Here is a 25,281-nt window from a genome sequence, read left to right on the forward strand (position 1 = left end):
AGGAGTTCTCACATGATCGCCCAGGAACTGGAAGTCAGCTTGCACATGGCCTTTGTCGAGGCCCGCCAGCAGCGCCACGAGTTCATCACCGTGGAGCATCTGCTGCTGGCATTGCTGGACAACCCGAGCGCCGCCGAGGTGTTGCGCGCCTGCGCCGCCAACATCGACGATCTGCGCGCGTCGCTGACCAATTTCATCAAGGACAACACGCCCCAGGTGGCGGGAACCGACGAGGTGGACACGCAGCCCACGCTGGGCTTTCAGCGCGTCATCCAGCGCGCCATCATGCATGTGCAGTCCACCGGCAACGGCAAGAAGGAAGTCACGGGTGCCAACGTGCTCGTGGCCATCTTCGGCGAAAAGGATTCGCATGCCGTCTACTACCTGCACCAGCAGGGCGTGACGCGCCTGGACGTTGTCAACTACATCGCCCATGGCATCAAGAAGGGCGAGCCGCCGGAGCAGCCCAAGCCAGAGGGCCAGCCCGAGGCCGAGGAGGGTGCGCAGGGCGAGCGCAACGAAAAGGCCTCGCCGCTCGAGCAGTACACGCAGAACCTCAACCAGGCCGCCAAGGACGGCAAGATCGACCCGCTCATCGGGCGCGACTACGAGGTCGAGCGCACCATCCAGATCCTGTGCCGCCGGCGCAAGAACAACCCGCTGCTGGTGGGCGAGGCCGGCGTGGGCAAGACCGCCATCGCCGAGGGCCTGGCCTGGCGCGTCACCCAGGGCGAGGTGCCCGAGATCCTGGCCGAGGCCACGGTCTACGCGCTGGACATGGGCGCGCTCTTGGCCGGCACCAAGTACCGGGGCGACTTCGAGCAGCGCCTCAAGGGCGTGCTCAAGAGCCTCAAGGACAAGCCCAACGCCATCCTGTTCATCGACGAGATCCACACCCTCATCGGTGCCGGTGCGGCCTCGGGTGGCACGCTCGACGCCTCCAACCTGCTCAAGCCCGCCTTGAGCTCGGGCGCGCTCAAGTGCATCGGTGCGACCACCTTCACCGAGTACCGAGGCATCTTCGAGAAGGACGCTGCGCTGTCGCGGCGCTTCCAGAAGGTGGACGTGGTCGAGCCCACCGTGCCCGAGACGATCGAGATCCTCAAGGGGCTCAAGAGCCGCTTCGAGGAGCACCACGGCGTGAAGTACGCCACCGCCGCGCTGCAGGCGGCCGCCGAGCTGTCGGCCAAGTACATCAACGACCGGCACCTGCCCGACAAGGCCATCGACGTCATCGACGAGGCCGGCGCCGCACAGCGCATCCTCGCGCCCTCCAAGCGCAAGAAGACCGTGGGCAAGACGGAGATCGAGGAGATCGTCGCCAAGATTGCCCGCATTCCGCCCGCCAACGTCAGCAACGACGACCGCAGCAAGCTGCAGACGCTCGAGCGTGACCTCAAGAGCGTGGTCTTCGGCCAGGACAACGCGCTGGAGGTGCTCGCGTCGAGCGTGAAGATGGCCCGCTCGGGCCTGGGCAAGGGCGACAAGCCCATCGGCTCCTTCCTGTTCAGCGGCCCCACGGGCGTGGGCAAGACCGAGGCCGCCAAGCAGCTCGCCTACATCATGGGCGTGGACCTGATCCGCTTCGACATGTCCGAGTACATGGAGCGCCACGCCGTGAGCCGCCTGATCGGCGCGCCTCCGGGCTACGTGGGCTTCGACCAGGGAGGGCTGCTCACCGAGGCCATCACCAAGAAGCCCCATGCCGTGCTGCTGCTCGACGAGATCGAGAAGGCGCACCCGGACATCTTCAACGTGCTGCTGCAGGTCATGGACCATGGCACGCTGACGGACAACAACGGGCGCAAGGCCGACTTCCGCAACGTCATCATCATCATGACGACGAACGCGGGCGCCGAGACCATGAACAAGGCCACCATCGGCTTTACCACGCAGCGTCAGGCGGGCGACGAGATGGGCGACATCAAGCGCCTGTTCACGCCGGAGTTCCGCAACCGCCTGGACGCCATCGTGAGCTTCAAGCCGCTTGACGAGCAGATCATCCTGCGCGTGGTGGACAAGTTCCTGCTGCAGCTCGAAACCCAGCTCGCCGAGAAGAAGGTCGAGGTCACCTTCACCGATGCGCTGCGCAAGCATCTGGCGAAGAAGGGCTTCGACCCGCTCATGGGCGCACGCCCCATGCAGCGCCTGATCCAGGACACGATCCGCAAGGCGCTGGCCGACGAGCTGCTGTTCGGCCGCCTCACCGAGGGCGGGCGCCTCAGCGTGGACATCGAGCACAGGAAGGACGAGCAGGGCGCCGAGACCTCGGAGGTGCTGCTCGACATTCAGCCCCTGCCCAAGAAGGACCGCGGGCCGAAGTCCGAACCCGCCGAGCCCGAGGAGGCCACGGCCGATTGAGGGCCGTGAGCCCGGCGCGGCATCTGGCGCCACTCCTCTCCGTCACCCCGGCCATGCCGGGGTGTCTTTTTTTGTGGGATGTGGAGGCTCAAGAAGTTTGAGCCAAATTGGCCTCCAGCGCCCATCCACAGGGCGTCGGCAGCTATCAAAATGAAGTCAATGGGTCAGTCGGGCCGGCCTTGCAGCAGCCGCTCGAGCAGCTCGCGCGTGGCGTAGCCGTCGGCCGGCAGGCCCAGGCTTTGCTGGTAGCGGCGCAGCGCCGCGCGCGTGGCCGGGCCGGCCACGCCGTCGGCGCTGCCGCTGTCGAAGCCCAGGGCGTTGAGCCGTTGCTGCAGGGCCAGCGTCTCCGTGCGCGACAGGGCCTGGAGCGTGCGCGGCCAGGGCGTCACCAGGCCCTGGCCGCCGTCGATCTGGCGCGCCAGCACGCCCACGGCCAGCGCGTAGTTGACCGAGTTGTTGTAGCGCAGCAGGGCGCGGAAGTTGCGCCCCACCAGAATGGCCGGGCCACGCGCGCCGGCGGGCGTGAGGATGGAGGCGCCCTGCAGCGGCGGCAGCGCATCGCCATGGATGGCGCGCACGCCCTCTGCGGCCCAGGCCGCCGCGTCCTTGCGCGCGGCAAGCTCGGCCTGGGCGTAGTCGAAGCCCGCAGGCAGCCGCACCTCCACGCCCCAGGGCTCGCCGCCATGCCAGCCCGAATGCGCGAGGAAGTTGGCCGTGGACGCGATCACGTCGGGCACGCTGCCCCAGATGTCGCGCCGGCCGTCGCCGTCCGCATCGACGGCATGGGCCAGGTAGACGGAGGGCAGAAACTGCGTGTGCCCCATGGCACCGGCCCAGGAGCCCACGAGCGCGTCGGCGGCGATCTCCCCGCTGTCGACGATGCGCAGCGCCGCCAGCAGCTCGCCGCGCGCCCAGTCCCGGCGGCGCCCGTCATAGGCCAGCGTGGCCAGCGCATCGATGGTGCCGAAGCTGCCGAAGTTCTGGCCGTAGTTGCTCTCCATGCCCCAGATGGCCGTGATGATGCTGGCCGGTACGCCGTAGCGCCGCTCGGCCGCCTCCAGGGCCGCCGCGTGCAGGCGCAGCTGCTCGCTGCCCTGGGCCACGCGTTGGGGCGATACGGCGCTGTCCAGATAGGCCCAGGGGGTGCGCGTGAACTCCGGCTGGGCGCGGTCGGCCTCCAGCACGCGCGGCTGCCACTGTGCCCGCTCCAGCAGGCTGTCCACGGTCTGCTGACGAATGCCGGCGGCCACGGCCTCCCTCGCAAAGCCCCGCAGCCAGGCGTGAAAGCCCGCGATGGTGCGCGCCAGCTCGCTCGCGCCGGCAGGCTGGGGCTCGGGTGCTTGCGCGGGCAGGGATGTGGCGGGGGCCGCGGCGGGGGGCGGTGTGCGGGCCGCCGTGGTGGCGGTTGGGGCGGAAGTTGGGGTAGCGGTCGGGGTGTTGGTCGGGGTGTTGGTGGCGGCGCAGCCGCCCAGGGTTGCGAGCACCAGGGCCGCGGCAGGAATCGGGAAACGCATGACCGCAATTGTGCCGGCAGCGTGCATGCATACTCGCGTCTGGCCCTGTTTCCGGCTGCAACCGACCCGCCCATGCACACCTTTCTCTGGCACGACTACGAAACCTTTGGCGCCGACACGCGCCGCGATCGCCCGGCGCAGTTTGCCGCCATACGCACCGATGCCGAGCTCAACGAGATCGGCACGCCGCTGATGATGTATTGCCGGCCGGCCAACGACTATCTGCCCAACCCCGAGTCCTGTCTGATCACCGGCATCACGCCCCAGCTGTGCCTGGAGCAGGGCCTGCCCGAGCATGCCTTCGCCGCGCGCATAGAGGCCGAGCTGGCGCTGCCCGGCACGATTGGCGTGGGCTACAACACCATACGCTTCGACGACGAGATCACGCGCTTCATGTTCTGGCGCAACCTCATCGACCCCTATGCGCGCGAATGGCAGAACGAATGCGGCCGCTGGGATCTGCTCGACGTGGCGCGCATGTGCCACGCACTGCGCCCCGACGGCATCGAGTGGCCCGTGGTGGATGGCAAGCCGAGCTTTCGCCTTGAGCATCTGACGCGCGCCAACGGCCTGGCGCACGAGGCCGCGCACGACGCGCTGTCCGACGTGCGCGCCACGATTGCGCTCGCGCGTCTGATACGCAGCCGCCAGCCCAGGCTGTTCGACTTTGCCCTGTCCCTGCACAGGAAGGAGCGCGTGGCCGCCGAGCTGCGCCTGCCGGCCACGGCGCAGACGGCGCGGCCGTTCCTGCATGTCTCGGGCATGTTTGCGGCCGAGCGCGGCTGTCTTGCCGTGATGTGGCCGCTGGCCAGCCACCCCCGGAACAAGAACGAACTGCTGGCCTGGGACCTGGCGCATGACCCGGCCGAGCTCACAGCGCTGTCGGCCGACGAGATCCGCCAGCGCCTGTTCACGCGCGCGGCCGATCTGCCCGAGGGCGTGACGCGCCTGCCGCTCAAGACCGTGCACCTGAACAAGTCGCCCATGGTGGTGGGCAATGTGAACACGCTCACGCCCGCCCTGGCCCAGCGCTGGGGCCTGGACCTGGCGCAGGCCGCGCGCCATGCCGAGGCCGCGCGCGCCCTGCCCGACATGAGCGCGATCTGGGCCAAGGTGTTCCAGCGGCCGCAGGAAGAGCCGCTGGACGTGGATCAGGACCTCTATGGCGGCTTTCTGGGCAACGAGGACCGCCGGCGCCTGAACCGCCTGCGCGCCCTGTCGGGGGAGGAGCTGGCCCACGAGCGTCCGGGCTTTGACGACCCGCGCCTGGCCGAGCTGGTCTGGCGCTACCGCGCGCGCAACTTCCCACAGACCCTGTCGCCCGAGGAGCAGGAGCGCTGGGAGGCGCACCGCACGGCCATGCTGGTCGAGGGGCAGGGCGGGGGCCTGAGCTTCGACGCACTGTTCGAGCAGCTCGACACCCTGGGCGCCGAGGCCGAGGACGAGCGCAGCCAGGAGATTCTTGGCGCCGTGTACGACTATGCAGAAAGCATCGCCCCCGGCATGGAGTGACCGCGCGGGCGCGCAGGCGACGCAGGACGCGCAGGAGGCGCAGGAGGCACTTTCGGCCTTTGTGCGCACGCATGCGCGCCTGTTCGTCCTCACCGGCGCGGGCTGCAGCACGGCGGCGGGCATACCCGACTACCGTGACCAGAACGGCCACTGGAAGCGTCCGCAGCCCGTGACCTACCAGGCCTTCATGGGCGACGAGGCCACGCGCCGGCGCTACTGGGCGCGCAGCATGCTGGGCTGGCCGGTGATGGCGCGGGCAAGGCCCGGCGCCGCGCATCACGCACTTGCGCGGCTCGAGCAGGCGGGCCGCATTGCGCTGCTGCTCACGCAGAACGTGGACGGGCTGCACCGCGCCGCCGGCAACCGGCAGACGCTGGACCTGCACGGCTGCATAGACACCGTGCGCTGCATGCACTGCGAGGCACGCAGCCCGCGCGCGCAGCTGCAGGCCGAGCTGCTGCGGCGCAATCCCGGCTGGGCCGGGCTGCGGGCGGGCGCGGCCCCCGATGGGGACGCGGACCTCGAGGGGCGCGATTTCTCCGGCTTCGACGTGCCGGCCTGCGCGCAATGCGGGCGCGGTCCGCTCAAGCCGGACGTGGTGTTCTTCGGCGAAAGCGTGCCCCGCGCGCGCGTGGACGCCGCCCATGCGGCGCTGGCGCGCTCCGATGCCATGCTCGTGGCCGGCTCATCGCTCATGGTGTTTTCGGGCTACCGCTTCGTGCTCGAGGCGGTGCGGCGGGGCCTGCCCGTGGCGGCCGTGAACCAGGGGCGCACGCGCGCCGACGATCTGTTGGCCCTGAAGGTGGAGCTGGATGTGGGCGCGGCCCTGCAGGCCGTGACGCAGGCGCTTCAGGGGTCGTGACCTGCGGCCTCATGAAAAAACCGCCGCAGGCGCAGCCGTGCGGCGGTTGGTCATCCATGCACCCGCATGACGCGGGTGCCGGGGCGGCGTCTATCAGTACACGTCGTGCTGGGTGTTGTAGACGTTGAACTTGCCGGTGGGGGTGATCAGGCGCGGATCGTCGATCACCGTCTTGCACTTGCGGGTCTTGTCGTCCACCACCACGATGGCGGACTTCTTGTTCTTGGCGCTCCAGACGGAGAACCAGACCTCGGTGCCGGCCTTGTTGTACTCGGGCTGCACCACGCGCTTGGCGCCGTCGTCCTGGATGTTGGCGCAGGCGGCGATGTCGATGATCTCGGGCTTCTTGCTCAGATCACGGATGTCGAACACGGCCACGCTCTGGCTCAGCTTGGGGTCGGGGTTCAGCGTCGTGTCCACCCACAGGTTGTTGGACTTGGGGTGGGTCTTGATGAACAGCGAGCCGCCGCCCTGGCCTTCGAGCGTCTGCACGACCTTCCAGGCGTTGGCCTTGTGGCCCTTGGGATCGGTGCCGATGAGCGAGATGCTCTCGTCACCCAGGCCCGAGGTGGCCCACACGGGACCGAACTTGGGATGCTTGAAGTTCGCGCCACGGCCGGGGTGGGGTGTCTTGCCCACGTCCACGATGGCTTCGAGCTTGCTCTCCTGGGTGTCGACCACGACGATCTTGTTCGAGGCGTTGGCAGCGGTCAGGAAGTAGCGGCCCGAGGCGTCGAAGCCACCGTCGTGCAGGAACTTGGCGGTGTCGATCTGCTTGGTCTTGAGGTTGGTCAGATCGGTGTAGTCCACCATCCAGATCTTGCCGGTTTCCTTGGCGTTGACCAGGAACTCGGGCTTCTTGTGGCTGGAGACGATGGCGGCCACGCGCGGCTCGGGGTGGTACTCGTTGTTGATGTCCATGCCACGCGTGCCGACGATCTTGCGCGGCTTGAGCGTGTCACCGTCCATCAGCACGAACTGGGGCGGCCAGTAGGTGCCGGCGATGGCGATCTTGTCCTCCCAGCCCTTGAACTTGGAGGTTTCCACCGAACGCGCCTCCAGGCCTACCTTGATCTCGGCCACGTTGTCGGGCTTTTCCATCCACAGGTCGATCAGGTTGACGCGCGCGTCACGGCCGATCACATAGAGGTAGCGGCCCGATGCCGACAGGCGCGAGATGTGCACCGCGTAGCCGGTCTTGACGATGTTGATGATTTCCTTGGTGTCGCCGTCGATCAGGGCGATCGTGCCGTCGTCACGCAGGGTCACCGAGAAGATGTTCTCGATGTTGTACTTGTTCATCTTCTTGGTGGGGCGCTGGCTCACCGGGATGTATTCCTTGCGCGTGGCCTCCATGTCCGCCAGAGAGAACTCGGGCGGCGTGGGCGGCTCGTGCATGACGTAGCGCGCCATCAGGTCCACCGTGGCCTCGTCGAAGTCGCCCGAGGTCAGCCAGTTGGGCATGCCGGCCGGCGAGCCGTAGGCGATGAAGGTCTTCACATAGTCGATGCCGCGCTCGTTCGTGATGTCGGGCGTCAGGGGCTTGCCGGTGGCGCCCTTGCGCAGCACGCCGTGGCAGCCGGCGCAGCGCTCGAAGTAGATCTGGCGCGCCTTCTGGAATTCGGCCTCGGTCATCGGGGGCGCCTTGGCAATGCTGCTCTTGTGCATTTCCGCGCCAGTGGTGGCATAGGGGGCGGATTCGTACTGCGCCTGTGGGCTCTTGACATCGGTCGTGGGACCGCCCGGCTTGGCCGGTTCTTGTGCGATGGCCGAAAGCGCCATGGAGGAAACGGCCAAGGCCACCAGGCTCGCCAGCTTGCGGGTTCTCATGGGAAGACTCCTTACATGTCGCCGCCCGGGTCGTTCTGCCGCCTGGGTCTCAGGCTTACCCCGCTGCGGGCTGCGACGCATGGCTCAGCGGGTTTTCCATACTATACATAGGGTGATTGTGGGCATTGTTTGATCTGCAGCAAATATGTATGGCGCGTTCTTCTTAGCGCAACATCTGACAATTCCCGTCAGTGATCAATGTATATCCATAGGCGGTTCTACCCATGTATTTTTTGACCCAGGGCAACAAGCGCGTGCCTGCACCGGGGCCCTTGTGCATTCTTGGCATGGCTCTCGCTTGTGCCCATTTCGGCATCCATGCGCAGACGGCCGGCCGTGCGCACGCGAGCCTGCCGACCGTGGTTGTCAGCTCCGGGCAGAACAATCTGCTGGCCGAGGACCTGCCGCTGACGGCCGATGTGATCGAGGGCGACAAGCTGGGCGAGCAGCAGACGCACACGCTGCGCCAGGCCCTGCAGGACCTGCCCAACGTGGCGGTGCGCAGCACGCCGGCGCGCGTGGGCGTGGGCGCGGCGGGCAATGCCTTTGCGCGCGACGGCAACATGGGCATCAACATCCGCGGACTGGGCGGCAACCGCGTGCTGATGACGGTGGATGGCATCCGCATGCCGCGCAGCTATGTGTCGCGCTCCGCGATGTTCGACCGCGAATACCTGTCGCTCGAGCTGTTCAAGCGCGTGGAGCTGATCCGCGGCCCGGCCGCCGCGCAGTATGGCGGCGATGGCATGGCCGGCGTGGTGAACTTCATCACCCATGACCCGCAGGACTTCCTCAAGGCCGAGGAGGGCGCCGCGCCCAGGGCCGTGGGCGGGCGCGTGGCCCTGGGCTGGAGCCAGGACGACCGTGGCTTTGTTGAAACCGGCAGCGTCGCCGGCCGGGCCAGCGACCGCCTGCAATGGATGCTGACGGCCACGGCGCGCCAGTCCCATGCCCTCGACAACATGGGCAGCAACGCGGCCGACGACAACCGGCGCACGCGCCCCGACCCGACCGACAACCGCGACGCGGCCGTGCTGGGCAAGATCGTCTGGAAGCCCGAGGCGCGCCAGCGCCATGTGTTCACCCTGGAGCACACGCAGAAGGACAGCGAGGTGCAGATGCTCTCGAGCCGTGGCCTCGATGGCCGCACGGGCAACACCATCCTGGGCGAGGACACCGACCTCACGGTGCAGCGCACGCGCGTGGCCTGGGACGCGCGCTTCGGCGTCACCTCGGACTGGGCCGATCACCTGCGCACCGTGGTGTCGGCGCAGAAGGCCTCGTCGCACCGCCTGGGCAACAGCCATGTGCAGAGGGTCACGCCAACGCCAGGCCCGGTCGTGCACCGCGTCCGTGACAACCGCTACGACGAAAGAACCTGGCAGCTCGGCCTGCAGGCGGACAAGGTGCTGCGCTCGGGCGACTGGGCGCATCGCCTGGTCTATGGCCTGGACTATGTGCGCAGCCGCATCACCAACCTGTATGACGGCCAGGGCGTGGTGGACCCGGCCGAGACCTTCCCGCTCAAGCGCTTTCCGGACACGCGCGAGACCATGGCGGGCCTGTACCTGCAGGACGAGACCGTGGTCGGCGACTGGACCATCACGCCGGGCCTGCGCATCGACCATTTCTCCATCGACGCGACGGGCCAGACGCCGCTGTTTCCGCAGCCGGCGCGCTCGCTGTCGGGCCAGGCCGTGCTGCCCAAGCTGGGCGTGCTCTACCGCGCCACGCCGGTGTGGAGCGTGTTCGGCCAGTACGCCACGGGCTACCGCGCGCCCGAGCCGGGCCAGCTCAACGACCGCTTCCAGCTCAAGGTGGGGCCGCTGAACAACGTGGTCATCCCCAACCCCGACCTCAGGCCCGAGCGCAGCCGAGGGCTGGAGCTGGGCCTGCGCGGCCGCATGGAGCGGCTGAACCTGGATCTGGTGGCGTTCGATACGCGCTACTCCAACCTGATCGAGGATGCGCGCCTGATCGGGCAGACCTACACCGGAGCGCTGCTCACGCAGAACACGTTCCAGACCGTGAACATTGCGCGGGCGCGCATCTACGGCCTGGAGTTCAAGGGCGGCTACGACTGGGGCAGCGTGGGCGAGGGGCGCCTGCGCACCACGCTGGCCTATGGCCTGACGCGCGGCACCGACAGGACGAGCGGGCGGCCGCTGAACTCGGTCACGCCGGCGCAGCTGTCCCTGGGCCTGCGCTACGACACCGCGCCCTGGAGCCTGTATGCCGACCTGCGCCACTACGCGGCCAAGCGCGAGGGCGACATCGACCGCGACTCCATAGGCAACTACGACAACGGCAAGAAGATCGTGCAGTTCGCGCCCTCCGCAGTCACCACGCTGGACCTGGGCGCGCAGTGGCGCATCACGCGCGGCGTGCGCCTGAATGTGGCGCTGAACAACCTGACCGACCGCAAGTACTGGATGTGGCCGGACGTGTACGGCAAGGCCGTCACCGACCCCGTGCTCGACGCCTACACCCAGCCCGGGCGCAATGCGCGGGTGTCGCTGGTGGTGGATTTCTGATGCCGGCGCGCGGCGCCGACCCCGCGCAGCCGGGCGCAGGGGCCGCGCGTGCGGTGGCTCACTTGGTGCCGAAGATGCGGTCGCCCGCGTCACCCAGGCCCGGCAGTATGTAGCCGTGGTCGTTGAGCTCGCGGTCGATGGCGGCGGTGTAGATGGGCACGTCGGGGTGGGCCTGCTGCATGGTGGCCACGCCCTCGGGCGCGGCCAGCAGGCAGACGAACTTGACCGAGCGCGGCTTGAGCTGCTTGATGCGCTCGACGGCGGCAGCGGCCGAGTTGCCGGTGGCGAGCATGGGGTCGACCACGATCACGTCGCGCTCGCTCATCTCGGACGGCATCTTGAAGTAGTACTCCACGGGCTGCAGCGTCGCCGGGTCGCGGTACAGGCCGATATGGCCTATGCGCGCGCCGGGCACGACGTTGAGCATGCCGTCGAGAAAGCCGTTGCCCGCGCGCAGTATGGAGACCAGCACCAGCTTCTTGCCGTCGATGACCTTGGCGGTCATGGTCTCGAGCGGGGTTTCGATCTGCACGTCCTGCAGCGGCATGTCGCGCGTGACCTCGTAGGCCATGAGGGTGGACAGCTCGCCGAGCAGGCGGCGAAAGCTGTTGGTGCTGGCGTCCTTCTTGCGCATCAGCGTCAGCTTGTGCTGCACCAGCGGGTGGGTGATGACGTGGACGTTGCTCATGGGCGGGGGCCTCTTTTCTGTGCGGTGGCGGGTGATGGGGTGGTGGGTTGTCAGGTGCGCGGCCGTACCGTGCTCGCATCCTGGCCGAACAGGTGTTTCCTGGCGGCTTTGTCCACGGTCGGGGCGCTGTGGATGGACTGGGCCAGGGCATAGGCGCGTTCGGTCGCGGGGCGGCTGCGGATGCGCTCGAACCAGGCGGCCAGATGCGGGAAGTCCGCCAGGCTCTGGCGCTGGCGCTCGTGCGGCACGATCCAGGGGTAGCAGGCCATGTCGGCGATGGAATAGTCGCCCGCAATGAAGGCGCGCCCGTCGGCCAGATGCCGGTCGAGCACGCCGTACAGGCGCGCGGTTTCCTTCACATAGCGCTCGATGGCGTAGGCGATGGGCTCGGGCGCGTACTGCACGAAATGGTGGTTCTGCCCGGCCATGGGGCCCAGGCCTCCCATCTGCCAGAACAGCCATTGCAGCGCCTCGTTGCGCCCGCGCAGGTCCTGCGGGATGAAGCGGCCGGTCTTGTCGGCCAGGTACAGCAGGATGGCGCCCGATTCGAACACCGACAGTGGTGAGCCGCCATCGGCCGGCGCCTGGTCGACGATGGCCGGGATGCGGTTGTTCGGTGCGATGCGCAGGAAGTCGGGTGCGAACTGCTCGCCCCGTCCGATGTTCACCGGGTGGATGCGGTAGGGCAGGCCCGACTCCTCCAGGAACAGCGTGATCTTGTGGCCGTTGGGCGTGGTCCAGTAGTACAGGTCGATCATGAGAAACTCACAAAAACCATAGCTGCCAGCGCTTGCGGGACGGGCGCTGGGGCCACTTTTTGCTTGAAATTGCTCAGCGCCTCTTGCCGCCGAAGATGCCGCCGAGCACGCCGCGCAGAATCTCCCTGCCCAGGCTGGTGCCCATGGTGCGCACGGCGGACTTGGCCATGGTCTGCACCAGGCCGTCCTTCTTGCCGCCGCGCGGGCCGGTGCTGCCGAACAGTACGTCGTTCAGGCCGTCCATCAGCCCGCCGCCCTCGGGCTGGGCCTGGCCCTGGCGGGCCGCGGCGTTGCCGGCCGCCTCGTCGGCGCGGCCGCGCAGCTTCTCGTAGGCAGACTCGCGGTCCACGGGCTGGTCGTAGGTGCCGGCGACGAGCGAGCCCGCGAGCAGGGCGCGCCGCTCGCCATCCGTGATCGGGCCGATCTGGCTGCCCGGGGGCAGCACGTAGACGCGCTCGGTCTCGCTCGGGCGCCCCTTGGCGTCGAGAAAGCTCACGAGCGCCTCGCCCACGGCCAGCTCGGTGATGGCGGCCTCGATGTCCAGGCCCGCCTTCGGGCGCATGGTGGTGGCCGTGGCCTTCACGGCCTTCTGGTCGCGCGGGGTGAAGGCGCGCAGCGCGTGCTGCACGCGGTTGCCCAGCTGGGCCAGCACGCTGTCGGGGATGTCGAGCGGGTTCTGCGTCACGAAGTACACGCCCACGCCCTTGGAGCGCACCAGGCGCACGACGAGCTCGATGCGCTCGACGAGCACCTTGGGCGCCTCGTTGAACAAGAGGTGGGCCTCGTCGAAGAAGAACACGAGCTTGGGCTGCTCGGGGTCGCCGATCTCGGGCAGCTGCTCGAACAGCTCGGACAGCATCCACAGCAGAAAGGTGGCATACAGGCGCGGCGAATTCATGAGTCTGTCGGCCGCGAGGATGTTGATCACGCCACGGCCGTCCACGGTCTGCATGAAGTCCTCGATGTTGAGCATGGGCTCGCCGAAGAACTGGTCGCCGCCCTGGGACTCGATGGCCAGCAGGCCGCGCTGTATGGCGCCCACGCTGGCGCTGCTGATGTTGCCGTACTCGGTGGTGAACTCCTTGGCGTTGTCGCCCACGTAGGTGAGCATGGCGCGCAGGTCCTTGAGATCGAGCAGCAGCAGGCCGTTGTCGTCGGCGATCTTGAACACCAGGTTGAGCACGCCGAGCTGCGTCTCGTTCAGATTGAGCATGCGCCCGAGCAAGAGCGGCCCCATGTCCGAGATGGTGGCGCGCACCGGGTGGCCCTGGCTTCCGAACACGTCCCACAGCGTCGTGGGGCAGGCAATGGGTTCGGGCAGGGGCAGGCCGCGCTCGGTCAGCACCTTGGCCAGCTTGTCGCCCACGCTGCCCTTCTGGCTGATGCCCGTGAGGTCGCCCTTGACGTCGGCCATGAACACGGGCACGCCGATGCGCGAGAACTGTTCGGCAAGCTGCTGCAGCGTCACCGTCTTGCCCGTGCCCGTGGCGCCCGTGATCAGGCCATGGCGGTTGGCCAGGCCCGGCAGCAGGTGGCATTGGGTGGAGTCGCGCTGTGCAATCAATAGGGGTTCGGCCATGGCGGTCTGGAGAGAGTGAGAGTCAAAAGTAAAATCCCGGCCGCAAGATTAAATCAATCAAAGGACTCTGCAGTGGCAGGACACAGTAAATGGGCCAACATCCAGCACCGCAAGGGGCGCCAGGATGAGAAGCGCGGCAAGATCTGGACCCGCATCATTCGTGAAATCATGGTGGCAGCACGCCAGGGCGGCGGTGACCTTTCGGCCAACCCGCGCCTGCGCCTGGCCGTGGATAAGGCCAAGGCGGCCAACATGCCGGCCGACAACATCAAGCGCAACATCGACAAGGCCACGGGCAACCTCGAGGGCGTGAGCTACGAGGAAATCCGCTACGAGGGCTATGGCATCGGCGGCGCGGCCATCATCGTCGACACCATGACCGACAACCGCGTGCGCACCGTGGCCGAGGTGCGCCACGCCTTCTCCAAGTACGGCGGCAACATGGGCACCGAGGGCTCGGTGGCCTTCCAGTTCAAGCATGTGGGTCAGCTGATCTTTGCCCCCGGCACGAGCGAGGACAAGGTCATGGAAGTGGCGCTGGAGGCCGGCGCCGAGGACGTGATCACCGACGACGAGGGTGCCATCGAGGTGCTGACGGCCCCCGGCGACTTCGAGGCCGTGCGCGACGCGCTCGAGGCCGCGGGCCTCACGCCCGAGGTGGCCGAGGTCACCATGCGCCCCGAGAACACCATCGCCCTCGAGGGCGACGACGCCGCGCGCATGCAAAAGCTGCTGGACATGATCGAAGACCTCGACGATGTGCAAGAGGTCTACCACAACGCAGAGCTCTAGGAGCTCTGACCACACCCACTATGAAAATCCTAGTCATTGGCGGCGGCGGCCGGGAACACGCACTGGCCTGGAAGCTGAGCCAGTCCCCCAGGACGACCAAGGTCTACGTGGCGCCGGGCAACGGCGGCACGGCCCTGTCGCCCCGCTACGAGAACCTGCCCATCACCGACCCGGTGGCGCTGCGCGAATGGGCGCAGGCGCAGAAGATCGCGCTCACCGTCGTCGGCCCCGAGGCGCCGCTGGCCGCCGGCGTGGTCGATGAGTTCCGCGCGCACGGCCTGCGCATCTTCGGGCCCACCCGCGCGGCCGCGCAGCTCGAGAGCTCCAAGGCCTTCTCCAAGGCCTTCATGAAGCGCCACGGCATCCCCACGGCCGAGTACGACACGTTCACCGACCCGCAGGCCGCGCACGCCTACATCGACCGCCTGGGCGCACCCATCGTCATCAAGGCCGACGGCCTGGCCGCGGGCAAGGGCGTGGTCGTGGCCACCACGGTGCAGGAGGCCCACGACGCCGTGGACTTCATGCTGGTGGACAACAAATACGGCGTGGCGCACAACGAAGGCGGCGCGCGCGTGGTGATCGAGGAATTCCTCGAGGGCGAGGAGGCCAGCTTCATCGTGCTGTGCGACGGCAAGAACGTCGCCGCCCTGGCCACGAGCCAGGACCACAAGCGCCTGAAGGACGGCGACCAAGGGCCGAACACCGGCGGCATGGGCGCGTACTCGCCTGCTCCGATAGTCACGGCCGATGTGCACGCCCGCGCCATGCGCGAGGTCATCCTGCCCACCATCCGCGGCATGGAGAAGGACGGCATCCCCTACACGGGCTTTCTGTACGCCGGCCTGATGATCGATGCCAAGGGTCACCCCAAGACGCTGGAGTTCAACTGCCGCATGGGCGACCCCGAGACCCAGCCCATTCTGATGCGCCTCAAGAGCGATCTGGTGGAGGTGCTGGGCGCGGCCGTCGACGGCAGGCTCGACCAGGTCGAGCTGCAATGGGACAGGCGCACGGCGCTGGGCGTGGTGATGGCCGCGCATGGCTACCCCGAGGCACCGCGCAAGGGCGACGCCATCACAGGCCTGCCGCCGGAGGCCGACGATGTGGACGACGCCATGGTGTTCCATGCGGGCACCGCGCTTGACGCCGACGGCGTGCTGCGCACCAGCGGCGGGCGCGTGCTGTGCGTGACGGCCCTGGCCGACAACGTCAAGCAGGCGCAGCAGCGCGCCTACGACGTGGCGCGCGGCATCTACTTCGACGGCGCGCAGTATCGCCGCGACATCGGCCACCGCGCGGTCAAATGAGGCGACAACCCCCTGAGCCGCTTCGCGGCTTCCCCCTTCTCTCACGCTGCGCGTGGGAAGGGGGACGCAGCCAGCGCGGCGGGGCGGCCCTTGCGCGGCTGCCCTCGCCCCGGTTGCGCCCGTTTTTTGCGCAGCGCCACTGATCACTGACAATTGAAGCATGGGTGATTTTCGAAACTACCTCGAAGGCCTGCAGTCGCGCATCACCGCGGCGCTGGAGGATGTGGAAGGCCCCACGGAGCAGGGCGGGGCGCGCTTTCGCTCCGACGCCTGGCGGCGCGAGAGCGGCTCGCCGCTGCAGGGCGATGGCATCACGCGCATCCTCGAGGGCGGGCGCGTGTTCGAGCGCGCCGGCTGCGGTTTCTCGCATGTGCGCGGGCCGCAGCTGCCGCCATCGGCCACGCAGCACCGGCCCGAGCTTGCCGGCGCGCCGTTCGAGGCCATGGGCGTGTCGCTCGTCTTTCACCCGCGGAGCCCCTATGTGCCCACGGTACACATGAACGTGCGCATGATCGCCGCGGGCCAGCCGGGGCAGGAGCCCGTCTGCTGGTTCGGCGGTGGCATGGACCTGACGCCCTACTACGGCTTCGAGGAAGACGCGGTGCACTTTCACCGCAGCTGCCGCGATGCGCTGGCGCCGTTTGGTGCGGACCTGTACCCGCGCTTCAAGACCTGGTGCGACGACTATTTCTGCCTCAAGCACCGGGGCGAGCAGCGCGGCGTGGGCGGCATCTTCTTCGACGACTTCTCCGAGCTCGGCTTCGAGCAAAGCCTGGCCATGACGCAAAGCGTGGGCGACGCCTTCCTGAACGCCTACCTGCCCATCGTGCAGCGGCGCATGGACATGGCGTATGGCGAGCGCGAGCGCGCATTCCAGCTCTACCGCCGCGGGCGCTATGTGGAGTTCAACCTGGTCTGGGACCGGGGCACGCATTTCGGCCTGCAGTCGGGCGGGCGCACCGAGTCCATCCTGCTGTCCATGCCGCCGCTGGCAGCTTGGGTTTACCAGCGCGAGGACGCACCGGGCACGCCCGAGGCCGAACTCATCACCCACTTTCTGCAACGCCGTGACTGGCTCTGAGCCCCGACGGCCTATATTGACCCCCCTCTTTTCCTTGAAGACCACCCTGATGACCACTTCCCCCCGATCGGAAACCGCCGCCAAGAAAGACGTCACCAAGCTCCAGCGCGCCATCGTCGATGGACTGGAGGACGTCAAGGCGCAAGACATCCAGGTCTTCAACACCGAGCACTTGTCGCCGCTGTTCGAGCGCGTCATCGTCGCCACCGGCAGCTCCAACCGCCAGACCAAGGCCCTGGCCGCGAGCGTGCGCGATGCCGTGCGCGAGGCCGGCTTTGCAAAGCCGCGCACCGAGGGCGAGGAGAACGGCGAATGGATCATCGTGGACTGCGGCCAGGCCGTGGTCCATGTGATGCAGCCCGCCATCCGCCAGTACTACCGCCTCGAGGAAATCTGGGGCGAGAAGCCCGTGCGCATGAAGCTCGGCGCCGACAAGCCGCGCAGAATCACGGCCTCCGAGGACGCGAGCGGCGCGCCCCTGCGCCAGCCGGCCGCGAAGAAGGCGGCGGCCAAGCCCGCGGTGAAGAAGGCTGCGGCCAAGGCCCCTGCCAAGACGGCTGCCAAGTCGGCGGCCGCCAAACCCGCGGCCAAGACCACGGGCAAGGCGCTGTCCAAGTCGTCACCCAAGTCGTCGCCCAAGTCGGCCGCAAAGCCCGCAGCCAAGTCTGTGGCCGCCAAGAAGCCTGCCGCCAAGGCGCCAACCAAGACCGTGGTGGTGAACAAGCCCGCCGCCAAGAAGGCGCCGGCCAAGGCAGCATCCAAGCCCGCGGCGCGCAAGACGGTGGCCAAGGCGGCAGCCAAGCCGGCGGCCAGGAAGGCCCCCGCGCGCAAGAAGGCCTGATCCCGCTCTGACGCATGAAGCTGCTCATCGTCGCCGTGGGCCAGCGCGTGCCCGATTGGGCGCAGACGGCCTATGACGACTACGCCAAGCGCTTTCCGCCCGAGCTCAAGGTCGAGCTCAAGGCCGTCAAGACCGAGCCGCGCGGCTCCAAGACGCTCGAGACCCTGTACGCCGCCGAGCGCGAACGCATAGAGGCCGCCATCCCGCGCGGCACGCGCGTGGTGGCGCTCGACGAGCGCGGCACCAGCCTCACCACCCGTGCGCTGGCCCAGCGCCTGAAGGACTGGCAGCTCGGCGGTGACGACGTGGCCCTGGTCATAGGCGGGCCCGACGGGCTGGACCCGGCATTCAGGCAGGGCGCACACGAGCGCATACGCCTGTCGGACCTGACGCTGCCGCACGCCATGGTGCGCGTGCTGCTCATCGAGCAGTTGTACCGTGCCTGGTCGGTAAATGCGGGCCACCCGTATCACCGCGAATGATATGTTTTTGATAGCTGCCAGCGCTTGATGGGCGGGCGCTGGAGCCCTATTTTTATCAGAATGTCTGACTTCATCTACCTTGCCTCGCAGAGCCCGCGCCGGCGCCAGCTGCTCGAGCAGCTGGGCGTGCGCCACGAGCTGCTGCTGCCCGACGCCGACGAGGATGCCGAGGCGCTCGAAGCCGTGCTGCCGGGCGAGGCGCCTGCGGCCTATGTGCAGCGCGTCACGGCGCGCAAGCTCGACGCCGCCGTCGCGCGCCATGCACGCCGTGGCCTGGCCCCCGCGCCCATTCTGTGCTCGGACACCACGGTGGCGCTGGGCATGACCATTTATGGCAAGCCGGCCGACGCCCAGGACGCCGCGCGCATGCTGGGCGAACTTTCGGGTCACACGCACCAGGTGCTCACCGCCGTGGCGCTGCAGGCAGGTGAACGGCGCCTGGCCGCGCTGTCGGTCTCCGAGGTGCGCTTTGCCGCCATGACGCCCACGCAGATTGCCGCCTATGTGACCAGCGGCGAGCCCATGGGCAAGGCAGGCGCCTACGCCATACAGGGGCCGGTGGCGCAGTATGTGCAGAACATCAACGGCAGCTACACCGGCATCATGGGCCTGCCGCTGTTCGAGACGGCGCAGCTGCTGCGCGCGGCGGGCGTGCTGCGCGACTGATATCCAGCGGCGCCGGTGCGGGCGCTCAGTGCGACGTGCCCTCGCTGCGCGTGATCTTGTTCCAGACGTTGTACTTGCCCACGGGCTTCTTCATGGGCAGGCGCTTGACCTCCTTGAAGGTGGCGGCGTCGTAGACCACGAGGGCGCCGTCCATCTCCCACACGCTGGCCAGCGCGAAGCGGCCGTCGCGCGTGAACTCGATGTGCGCCAGCGTCTTGCCGGGCTCGCGCACCTCGGCCACGGGCTCCAGCGTGCGCTTGTCGATGATGGTCAGGCGGTCCTTGCCCTCCTTGCTCATCATGGAGTCGGTCCAGGCGTAGGGCGTGTTCTCGTGGCTGCGCATGAAGAAGCCCGGCCCCGGCGTCTTGATCGTGCGCACGGTCTTCCAGGTCTTCATGTCGATCACGTCCACCACGCCGCCGCCCAGGTTGGGGCTGGCGAGCACCGTCGTGCCGTTCCAGGCGAAGGTGATGCCCGAGCCCAGGTGCGGCATGCCGGCAATCGGCAGGTCCGCCACCTTGACGCGGGCGTTGAGGTTCACCACCTGCGCGCTCGGCTTGTCGTCCGTGCCCTTGCGCGGGCGTGTGGCGCCCAGGGCGTGCTGGTAGCTCTGGTCGAAGAAGAAGTCATCGAGCGGCTCGGACAGCGGCGTGCGGCGCACGCCCAGGTAGCCGGGCTTGGCGATGGCCTCGGCCATCTTGTAGTCGTGCACCAGGCCGTCGTGGATGGGCTCGGCCTTCTTGTCGTAGGAGATTTCCCAGAGCTCGGGAATGTCCTTGAGTGCGACGACGAAGCTGTTCCGGGGCGTGGCGTCGTACACGGCCGAGACGCGCGAGCTGGCCTTGCCGTCTAGCGTTTTGGCCTCGTAGGTCTTGACGAGGTTGAGGTCGGCGTCGAACAGCGCCAGGCTGTGCGGCAGGTAGTTGGCGGCCATGACCCAGCGGCCGTCGCCGCTCACGGCCACGTTGCGCATGTTCAGGCCGGCGCGCACCTCGGCGACCACGGCCAGGCGCCACAGGTCGTACTTGGTGATCCAGCCGTCGCGCGAGCCGAAGAACACGTAGCGCCCGTCGGGCGTGAACTTCGGCCCGCCGTGCAGCGCGTAGCGGCTCGCAAAGCGGGCGATGACCTCGAAGCGGTCGCCGTCGAGCAGCGAGACATGGTGGTCCCCGCCCTCGACCACGACGAAGAGGTTCATCGGGTCGGCGTCCCACTTGGGCTTGACGGGCTCGTCCTGCGGCAAGGGCGTGGCGATGCGCGAGGCGCGAATGTCGGCCTCGCTCCAGCGCGGCGCGGGCACGACCGGGGTACGCACCCAGTCGGCCAGGGCCTGGATCTCGGGGCCGGAGAGCTGCTCTGCAAAACCGGGCATCTGGGTCGCCTCGCGGCCATGGCGTATCACGCGCAGCACCTCGGCCGGGCGCGTGCGCTCCAGGCTCTCGGGCAGCAGGGCCGGGCCCATGAGGCCGGTGCGCTGCTCGCCGTGGCAGCTTGCGCAATGCTGCTGGTAGAGGGCCGGCGCGTTGATGACCGGGGTGGACGGGCTGGTCTGGGCCTGCAGCGGGGCGGCAAAGGCCAGGGCCAGGGCGAGCAGGGCGGGGCGAAGTTCAGGCATGGGCGATCTCGATGCGGCGTTTCTTGGCAGGGGTGGGCACAAACGGGGTGCTGGCCGCGCCGACTTCGGCGTCCGTGAGGTAGCAGCCGGGGTCCTCGAACCAGAAGTTGCCCGTGAGCTGCTGGGCGCGCACGCGCGTGTTGCCGTTGCAGATGGCCAGGTGCCGGCAGCCGCCGCAGCGGCCCTCGACCGGGCGCGGGCGCTGCTTGAGGCCGGCCATCAGCGGGTCGCTCACGTCGTTCCAGATCTCGGAGAAGGGCCGGTCCCTCACGCAGCCCAGGTCGTGGTGCCACCACATGGTGTCGGGGTGCACATGGCCCAGGTTGTCGATGTTGGCAATCATCTGCCCGCTGGCGTTGCCGCCCCAGGCGACCAGGCGCGCGCGCAGCGCGTCGTGCCATTGCGGCAGGTGCTGCTGCACCCATTGCAGCAGGTAGGGCCCGTCGGCGTCGTTGTTGCCGCTCACGTAGTCGTCCATGCGGCCGGCCTGGGCCGCGGCCCAGGCGCGCGCAAACAGCATGTCCATGGCCGCGCGCGTGGCCTGGTGGTGTGCGTCCTTGTCGCGGTGGATGTTGCCGCGTCCGGCGTAGTTCAGGTGCGAGAAGTAGAACTTGTGCGCCCCGACCTCCTGCATCAGGTCCAGCAGCGCCGGCAGGTCGTGCGCGTTCATCGCCGTCATGGTGTAGCGCAGGCCCACCTTGACCCCCACCTTGTCGAGGTGGCCTATGGCGGCCAGGCTGCGGTCGAACGCGCCTTCGAGGCGGCGGAACTTGTCGTGCGTGGGCTTGAGGCCGTCGAGGCTGATGCCCACGTAGTCGAAGCCCGCGTCGGCAATGCGCCGGGCCATGGGCGCGTCGATCAGCGTGCCATTGGTCGAGAGCCCGGTGTAGAAGCCCATCTCGCGCGCGCGCGCCGAGATCTCGAAGATGTCGGCCCGCATGAGCGGCTCGCCGCCCGAGAGGATGAGCGCGGGCACGCCAAAGGCCTTGAGGTCGTCCATGACCGTGAAGACCTCGGGCAGCGACAGCTCTCCCACGTAGTCGTGGTCGGCAGAGAGTGCGTAGCAATGCTTGCAGGTGAGGTTGCAGCGGCGGATCAGGTTCCAGATCACGACCGGGCCGCGGGCCTTGCGGTCCTTCACCGTAGGGTAGGTGCCGCTGGCTTGTGCCTGCGCGAGCTCGCGCATGTACTGGCTGATGCGAAACATGGTTTCAGTCCTTCAAACGCAGGCCGGTCTTTTTCAGGATGGCCGTGGAGTACAGGATGTCGTGGCCGCGGCAGGCCTCGCCCAGCAGGGCCACGATGTCCTGGGCCTGCCGCTCGACGGCCTCGCGGCTCGTGCCATGCAGCATGGCAAACAGGTTGTAGGGCCAGCCGGGCAGGTGACGCGGGCGGCGGTAGCAGTGGCTCACGCCGGCGAGCTCGGCCACGCGCGGGCCCAGCTCGGCGATGCGTGCATCGTCCACGTCCCACACGCTCATGCCGTTGGCGGTGTAGCCCAGGCGGTAATGGTTGGGCACGGCGCCTATGCGGCGGACCAGGCCCTGGTCCAGCATCTGCCCCAGGCGCTCGCGCACCCGCTCGCCGCTCACGCCCAGCATGGCGCCCACGGCCTCGTAGGGGCGCGCCACCAGGGGCAGGCCGCCCTGGGTGGCTGCGATCAGGGCGCGGTCGAATGCGTCAAGCGCCATGGCCGTCTCCGCTGTGCGTCAGGGCCGGCAGGCGCAGCTCGACGAAATATTCCTCTTCCTTGGGGAAGGCCAGCACCGGCAGGCCCACGGCCTCCTCGATGCGCGCAATGGCGTCCGTGGCCTGCGCCGGGGATTCGGCCGCGACCACAAACCACATGTTGAGCGTGTGCGTGCGCCGGTAGTTGTGCGCCACCTCGGGGAAGCTGTTGACGATGAGGTTCACGGCGTCGAAGCGTTCCTCGGGCACGGCAATGGCCGCGAGCACGAACTGGCCGCCCGCGCGCTCGATCTGGAACAGCGGGCCAAAGCGCGTGAGCACGCCCTGGTCGAGCAGGGCCTGCAGGCGCGCGATGACGCGCTCCTCGCTCCAGCCCAGTTGCTCGGCCACGGCCGCAAACGGGCGGTCGACGAGCGGAAACCCGCCATGCAGGTGATCGATCAGGCGCGCGTCGTCAGGCGTGAGCATGGGCTGCTCCCATGTGGGTCGGGCCGTGGTGGCCGAAACGGCGCGCGCCGGTCTGCTTGAAGCGGCGCAGCGAGAACAGGGTGGCGCGCGGCCTGTCGTGCAGGCCTGCCCGGGCGATGGCCGCATCGACCGTGGCGCGCACGCTGTCGCGGTCCCTGCCATGGACCATGCAGTACAGGTTGTAGGGCCAGCCCGGCGCGCGTGCGCGCTGGTAGGCCAGGGTGATGCCCGGTATCTGCGCCAGTGCCTCGCCACAGGCATCGACGCTGCCATCGGGCACGTCGAACACGGTCATGGCGTTGGCGCAAAAGCCAAGCTCGTGGTGGCGCACGACGACGCCAAAGCGGCTCAGCGTTCCGGTCGCAAGCCATTGCGCCAGCCGGCCCAGCACGGCTTCGGCAGGCATGGCGAGCTCGGCGGCCCAGGCATCGAATGGTTGCTCGACCAACGGCAGGCCGCGCTCGGCGAGCGCCGCCAGGGGTTCGTCCTGCGCCTGCAGGCTGCTGTGTGCCCAATGGGTGGCGCCGCTGCCCTGCGACTGCGCACCGCGCAGGTCGAAGCCGGTGTCGATGCGATAGGGCCTGAGCATGGGCAGGCGCAGCACGGGCAGGCCGGTGTCGGTCTCTATGGCGCGCAGCAGCCGCTCCACGGACGCAGCATCCCGGCCGGTGGCGACGAACCAGAGGTTGACCTCATGCTCGCGCTCGTAGTTGTGGTTCACGCCCGGGTGGGCGGAGACGCAGGCGGCCACGGCCTCGAGCCGCGCGGGTGGCACGGCCATGGCGGCCAGCAGCGACGCGCCGCCCGCGCCCGGCGCAAACACGGCGCCAATGCGGCTCAGCATGCCCGCCGCGTGCAGAGAGTGGTAGCGCTCGAGCACCTCGGCCGCGGTGAGGCTCAGGCTGGTGCCGATCTGCGCGAAGGGCGTGCGCACGAGAGGAAAGTCGCGCTGCCAGGCGTTGAGCAGGCTCAGGTCGGGGGGCGAAAGCGCCATGGCTCAGAACCCCATGCGTTGTGCGCGTGCCGTGAAGAAGATGCCGCTCGGCGCATCGACATGGAGCGTGCCCTGCAGCTCGCGCGTGTGCGTGTCGTAGACCTGCACGCGGTTGTCGTCGCGGCAGCTGATCCATACGGACTCGCCGCGCGGCGTGAATTCCATGTGCAGCACGGCCTTGCCCGGCTCCAGGGTCTGCACCACGCGCTGGCTCGGCGTGTCTATGACCTGCACGCGGTTGTAGTCGGGCACGGAGAAGTTGACCCACACCTGGCGCCCATCGGGCCGCGCCATGACGAAGACAGGCTGGCCGGCCACGGGAATGCGGCCCACTTCCTGCCAGCTGCCGGTATCGACGATCAGCACCTCATGGCGGCCTATGGCCGGCAGGTAGGCATGGCGCCCGGCAATCGCCCAGCCGCGCAGGTGCGGCATCTTGTACACGGGCAGGGGCTTCTCGCCGCGTCCGTAGCCGGAGAGGATGCGGCGCACCTGGGGCTTGTCGTCCCAGAGGTCGAGCATGGCCAGGCCGTCCTCGCCGAACAGCCCCGCGATGTAGGTGCGGCCGTTGGGCGAGAGCAGGGCGTCGTAGGGCTGCTGGCCGATGTTCTCGAAGGTGGTGACCCGGGGCTGGCGCGGGTTGCTGCAATCGGCAATGCAGATGGCCGCGGCGTCGAACAGGCTGTAGACAAAGCGTCGCTGCGGCAGGTCGGCCAGGCCCACGACGCGCGAGCGTTGGCCACCCGCCATGGTGGCGGGCACGTCGGCCAGCAGCTCCAGCGTGGCGGCGTCGAACACCTTGATGCCGCCCGGTGTGTAGTTCTGCGCCACCACCAGGCTGCCGTCGGCACTGATGGCGCCGCCAATGGAGTTGCCGGCCTGCATCGCACGGTGCGTGATGCGCTGCGTCAGCAGGTCCACGCGGGTCAGACCGCCATCGCGCCCGAAGACATAGGCAAAGCGCGCATCGCGCGAGAACACCACCGAGGCGTGCGACAGATCGCCAAGGCCTTCGATGCGGCCCGTGACCTCGCGGCGGCTGGTGTTGACCAGGGTCAGCGCGCCGCGCGCGCGCTCGATGACCACTCCGAGGTCACCCGTGCCCTGCAGGATGGGGGCGGCGTCACCGGATGCGGCCGGCTGCGTGCTGGCGCAGCCGCCGGCCAGCAGCGAGGTGCCGGCGGCAAGCGAGAGAAGGGATCGTCTTTTCATGGTGCGGGGTTCTTGCGTTCTTCGGGGAAGCCTGTGCTCAGCTGCTGGGCAATCCAGAGGGCCTCGGCATCGCTCAGCATGGCACTCCAGGGCGGCATGGGCGTGCCTGGAATGCCGTGGATGATGACAGCGGCCAGATAGTCGGCGGGCTTGGCCGCCAGGGCCTCACGTGTCAGCGCCGGGCCCAGGCCACCGGTCAGGCGCATGCCATGGCAGGAGCCACAGTCCTGTCGCACCATGCGGATCAGTTGCGTGGCGCGCTCGGGCGAGGGCGCGGCCGGCGCCTGTGCCCATGTTGCCGTGGCGGCGAGCGCCAGGGTAAGTGACAGAAATGCGTTGCGTGCCATGACGAGCCTCAGATGGCGGCATCCCCGATGCCATGCCATTGGTGGAGCCGATGAATCGGGATGACCTGCGTGACGGCGGCCTTTCCCGCCTCAATGTGCGAGTGGGTGCATCGTGCTGCGGGTATTCCCTGATGTCCTTGACTTAC

The 25,281-nt window shown here is 68.5% G+C and carries 22 protein-coding genes; 10 read left to right on the top strand and 12 right to left on the bottom strand.

The genetic code is table 11. The features are described from left to right. Positions 1–12 precede the first annotated feature (12 nt). Positions 13–2,361 carry an ATP-dependent Clp protease ATP-binding subunit ClpA gene (gene clpA / locus ABUE11_RS07145; protein ID WP_367068358.1) on the top strand — a complete coding sequence of 783 codons (2,349 nt, stop codon included), beginning with the start codon at positions 13–15 and terminating at the stop codon, positions 2,359–2,361. A 164-nt stretch (positions 2,362–2,525) separates the two neighbouring features. On the opposite strand, the gene ABUE11_RS07150 is transcribed toward clpA, so the two are convergent. Next, positions 2,526–3,875 (bottom strand): lytic murein transglycosylase, encoded by a 1,350-nt coding sequence (locus ABUE11_RS07150; protein ID WP_367068359.1) that lies wholly within the window; start codon positions 3,873–3,875, stop codon positions 2,526–2,528. A gap of 72 nt (positions 3,876–3,947) precedes the next feature. On the opposite strand from ABUE11_RS07150, the gene sbcB reads away from it, so the two are divergent. Further along, positions 3,948–5,387: an exodeoxyribonuclease I gene (gene sbcB / locus ABUE11_RS07155; RefSeq protein ID WP_367068360.1), complete on the top strand. Its 1,440-nt coding sequence runs from the start codon at positions 3,948–3,950 to the stop codon at positions 5,385–5,387. Beyond that, positions 5,356–6,249: an NAD-dependent protein deacetylase gene (locus tag ABUE11_RS07160; protein WP_367068361.1), complete on the top strand. Its 894-nt coding sequence runs from the start codon at positions 5,356–5,358 to the stop codon at positions 6,247–6,249. The genes sbcB and ABUE11_RS07160 overlap by 32 nt, the downstream gene beginning before the upstream one ends. Positions 6,250–6,342: 93 nt before the next feature. Here ABUE11_RS07160 and ABUE11_RS07165 read toward each other — a convergent pair whose 3' ends face one another. Beyond that, positions 6,343–8,079 carry a cytochrome D1 domain-containing protein gene (locus ABUE11_RS07165; RefSeq protein ID WP_367068362.1) on the bottom strand — a complete coding sequence of 579 codons (1,737 nt, stop codon included), beginning with the start codon at positions 8,077–8,079 and terminating at the stop codon, positions 6,343–6,345. A 287-nt stretch (positions 8,080–8,366) separates the two neighbouring features. On the opposite strand from ABUE11_RS07165, the gene ABUE11_RS07170 reads away from it, so the two are divergent. Next, positions 8,367–10,613 carry a TonB-dependent hemoglobin/transferrin/lactoferrin family receptor gene (locus tag ABUE11_RS07170; RefSeq protein ID WP_367068363.1) on the top strand — a complete coding sequence of 749 codons (2,247 nt, stop codon included), beginning with the start codon at positions 8,367–8,369 and terminating at the stop codon, positions 10,611–10,613. A gap of 58 nt (positions 10,614–10,671) precedes the next feature. Here ABUE11_RS07170 and upp read toward each other — a convergent pair whose 3' ends face one another. From upp to ABUE11_RS07185, 3 genes are all read right to left on the bottom strand, one after another. Beyond that, positions 10,672–11,301, bottom strand: a complete 630-nt coding sequence (upp, locus tag ABUE11_RS07175) for a uracil phosphoribosyltransferase (RefSeq protein ID WP_367068364.1) — start codon at positions 11,299–11,301, stop codon at positions 10,672–10,674. A 50-nt stretch (positions 11,302–11,351) separates the two neighbouring features. Continuing rightward, complete coding sequence (locus ABUE11_RS07180) at positions 11,352–12,059, bottom strand: glutathione binding-like protein (RefSeq protein ID WP_367068365.1); 708 nt, start codon at positions 12,057–12,059, stop codon at positions 11,352–11,354. Positions 12,060–12,132: 73 nt separating this feature from the next. Beyond that, entirely contained in the window at positions 12,133–13,638 is a 1,506-nt protein-coding gene (locus ABUE11_RS07185; RefSeq protein WP_367068366.1) for a helicase HerA-like domain-containing protein, read from the bottom strand. A gap of 72 nt (positions 13,639–13,710) precedes the next feature. On the opposite strand from ABUE11_RS07185, the gene ABUE11_RS07190 reads away from it, so the two are divergent. The 6 genes from ABUE11_RS07190 (at position 13,711) to ABUE11_RS07215 (ending at position 18,810) form a co-directional block, all read left to right on the top strand. Beyond that, complete coding sequence (locus ABUE11_RS07190) at positions 13,711–14,430, top strand: YebC/PmpR family DNA-binding transcriptional regulator (protein ID WP_367068367.1); 720 nt, start codon at positions 13,711–13,713, stop codon at positions 14,428–14,430. A 20-nt stretch (positions 14,431–14,450) separates the two neighbouring features. Next, positions 14,451–15,740, top strand: a complete 1,290-nt coding sequence (purD, locus tag ABUE11_RS07195) for a phosphoribosylamine--glycine ligase (protein ID WP_367068368.1) — start codon at positions 14,451–14,453, stop codon at positions 15,738–15,740. Positions 15,741–15,900: 160 nt separating this feature from the next. After that, complete coding sequence (hemF, locus tag ABUE11_RS07200; RefSeq protein ID WP_367068369.1) at positions 15,901–16,821, top strand: oxygen-dependent coproporphyrinogen oxidase; 921 nt, start codon at positions 15,901–15,903, stop codon at positions 16,819–16,821. A 49-nt stretch (positions 16,822–16,870) separates the two neighbouring features. After that, entirely contained in the window at positions 16,871–17,662 is a 792-nt protein-coding gene (gene rsfS, locus ABUE11_RS07205; RefSeq protein WP_367068370.1) for a ribosome silencing factor, read from the top strand. A 14-nt stretch (positions 17,663–17,676) separates the two neighbouring features. Beyond that, entirely contained in the window at positions 17,677–18,144 is a 468-nt protein-coding gene (gene rlmH / locus ABUE11_RS07210; RefSeq protein ID WP_367068371.1) for a 23S rRNA (pseudouridine(1915)-N(3))-methyltransferase RlmH, read from the top strand. A 60-nt stretch (positions 18,145–18,204) separates the two neighbouring features. Continuing rightward, positions 18,205–18,810, top strand: coding sequence for a Maf family protein (locus ABUE11_RS07215; RefSeq protein ID WP_367068372.1), 606 nt, complete (start codon positions 18,205–18,207; stop codon positions 18,808–18,810). Positions 18,811–18,835: 25 nt separating this feature from the next. Here ABUE11_RS07215 and ABUE11_RS07220 read toward each other — a convergent pair whose 3' ends face one another. From ABUE11_RS07220 to ABUE11_RS07250, 7 genes are read right to left on the bottom strand one after another with little or no spacing between them, the layout of a single operon-like run. Beyond that, positions 18,836–20,425 (bottom strand): cytochrome D1 domain-containing protein, encoded by a 1,590-nt coding sequence (locus ABUE11_RS07220; protein ID WP_367068373.1) that lies wholly within the window; start codon positions 20,423–20,425, stop codon positions 18,836–18,838. After that, the gene (gene nirJ / locus ABUE11_RS07225; protein WP_367068374.1) at positions 20,418–21,632 is read right to left on the bottom strand and encodes a heme d1 biosynthesis radical SAM protein NirJ; all 1,215 of its coding nucleotides are present in this window, start codon (positions 21,630–21,632) and stop codon (positions 20,418–20,420) included. The genes ABUE11_RS07220 and nirJ overlap by 8 nt, the downstream gene beginning before the upstream one ends. A gap of 4 nt (positions 21,633–21,636) precedes the next feature. Continuing rightward, complete coding sequence (locus ABUE11_RS07230) at positions 21,637–22,116, bottom strand: Lrp/AsnC family transcriptional regulator (RefSeq protein WP_367068375.1); 480 nt, start codon at positions 22,114–22,116, stop codon at positions 21,637–21,639. Beyond that, a complete protein-coding gene (locus tag ABUE11_RS07235) occupies positions 22,106–22,582 on the bottom strand; it encodes an Lrp/AsnC family transcriptional regulator (RefSeq protein WP_367068376.1) in 477 nt (158 codons plus the stop codon). Before ABUE11_RS07235 ends, ABUE11_RS07230 begins: the two co-directional genes overlap by 11 nt. Continuing rightward, positions 22,569–23,576 carry an Lrp/AsnC family transcriptional regulator gene (locus ABUE11_RS07240; RefSeq protein WP_367068377.1) on the bottom strand — a complete coding sequence of 336 codons (1,008 nt, stop codon included), beginning with the start codon at positions 23,574–23,576 and terminating at the stop codon, positions 22,569–22,571. Before ABUE11_RS07240 ends, ABUE11_RS07235 begins: the two co-directional genes overlap by 14 nt. 3 nt (positions 23,577–23,579) lie before the next feature. After that, a complete protein-coding gene (locus ABUE11_RS07245; RefSeq protein WP_367068378.1) occupies positions 23,580–24,788 on the bottom strand; it encodes a cytochrome D1 domain-containing protein in 1,209 nt (402 codons plus the stop codon). Beyond that, positions 24,785–25,135 (bottom strand): cytochrome c, encoded by a 351-nt coding sequence (locus ABUE11_RS07250; protein WP_367068379.1) that lies wholly within the window; start codon positions 25,133–25,135, stop codon positions 24,785–24,787. Before ABUE11_RS07250 ends, ABUE11_RS07245 begins: the two co-directional genes overlap by 4 nt. Positions 25,136–25,281 lie beyond the last annotated feature (146 nt).

Origin of the sequence: Oryzisolibacter sp. LB2S, from assembly GCF_040732315.1 — a bacterium.
GTDB classification, from domain to species: domain Bacteria; phylum Pseudomonadota; class Gammaproteobacteria; order Burkholderiales; family Burkholderiaceae_C; genus Alicycliphilus; species Alicycliphilus soli.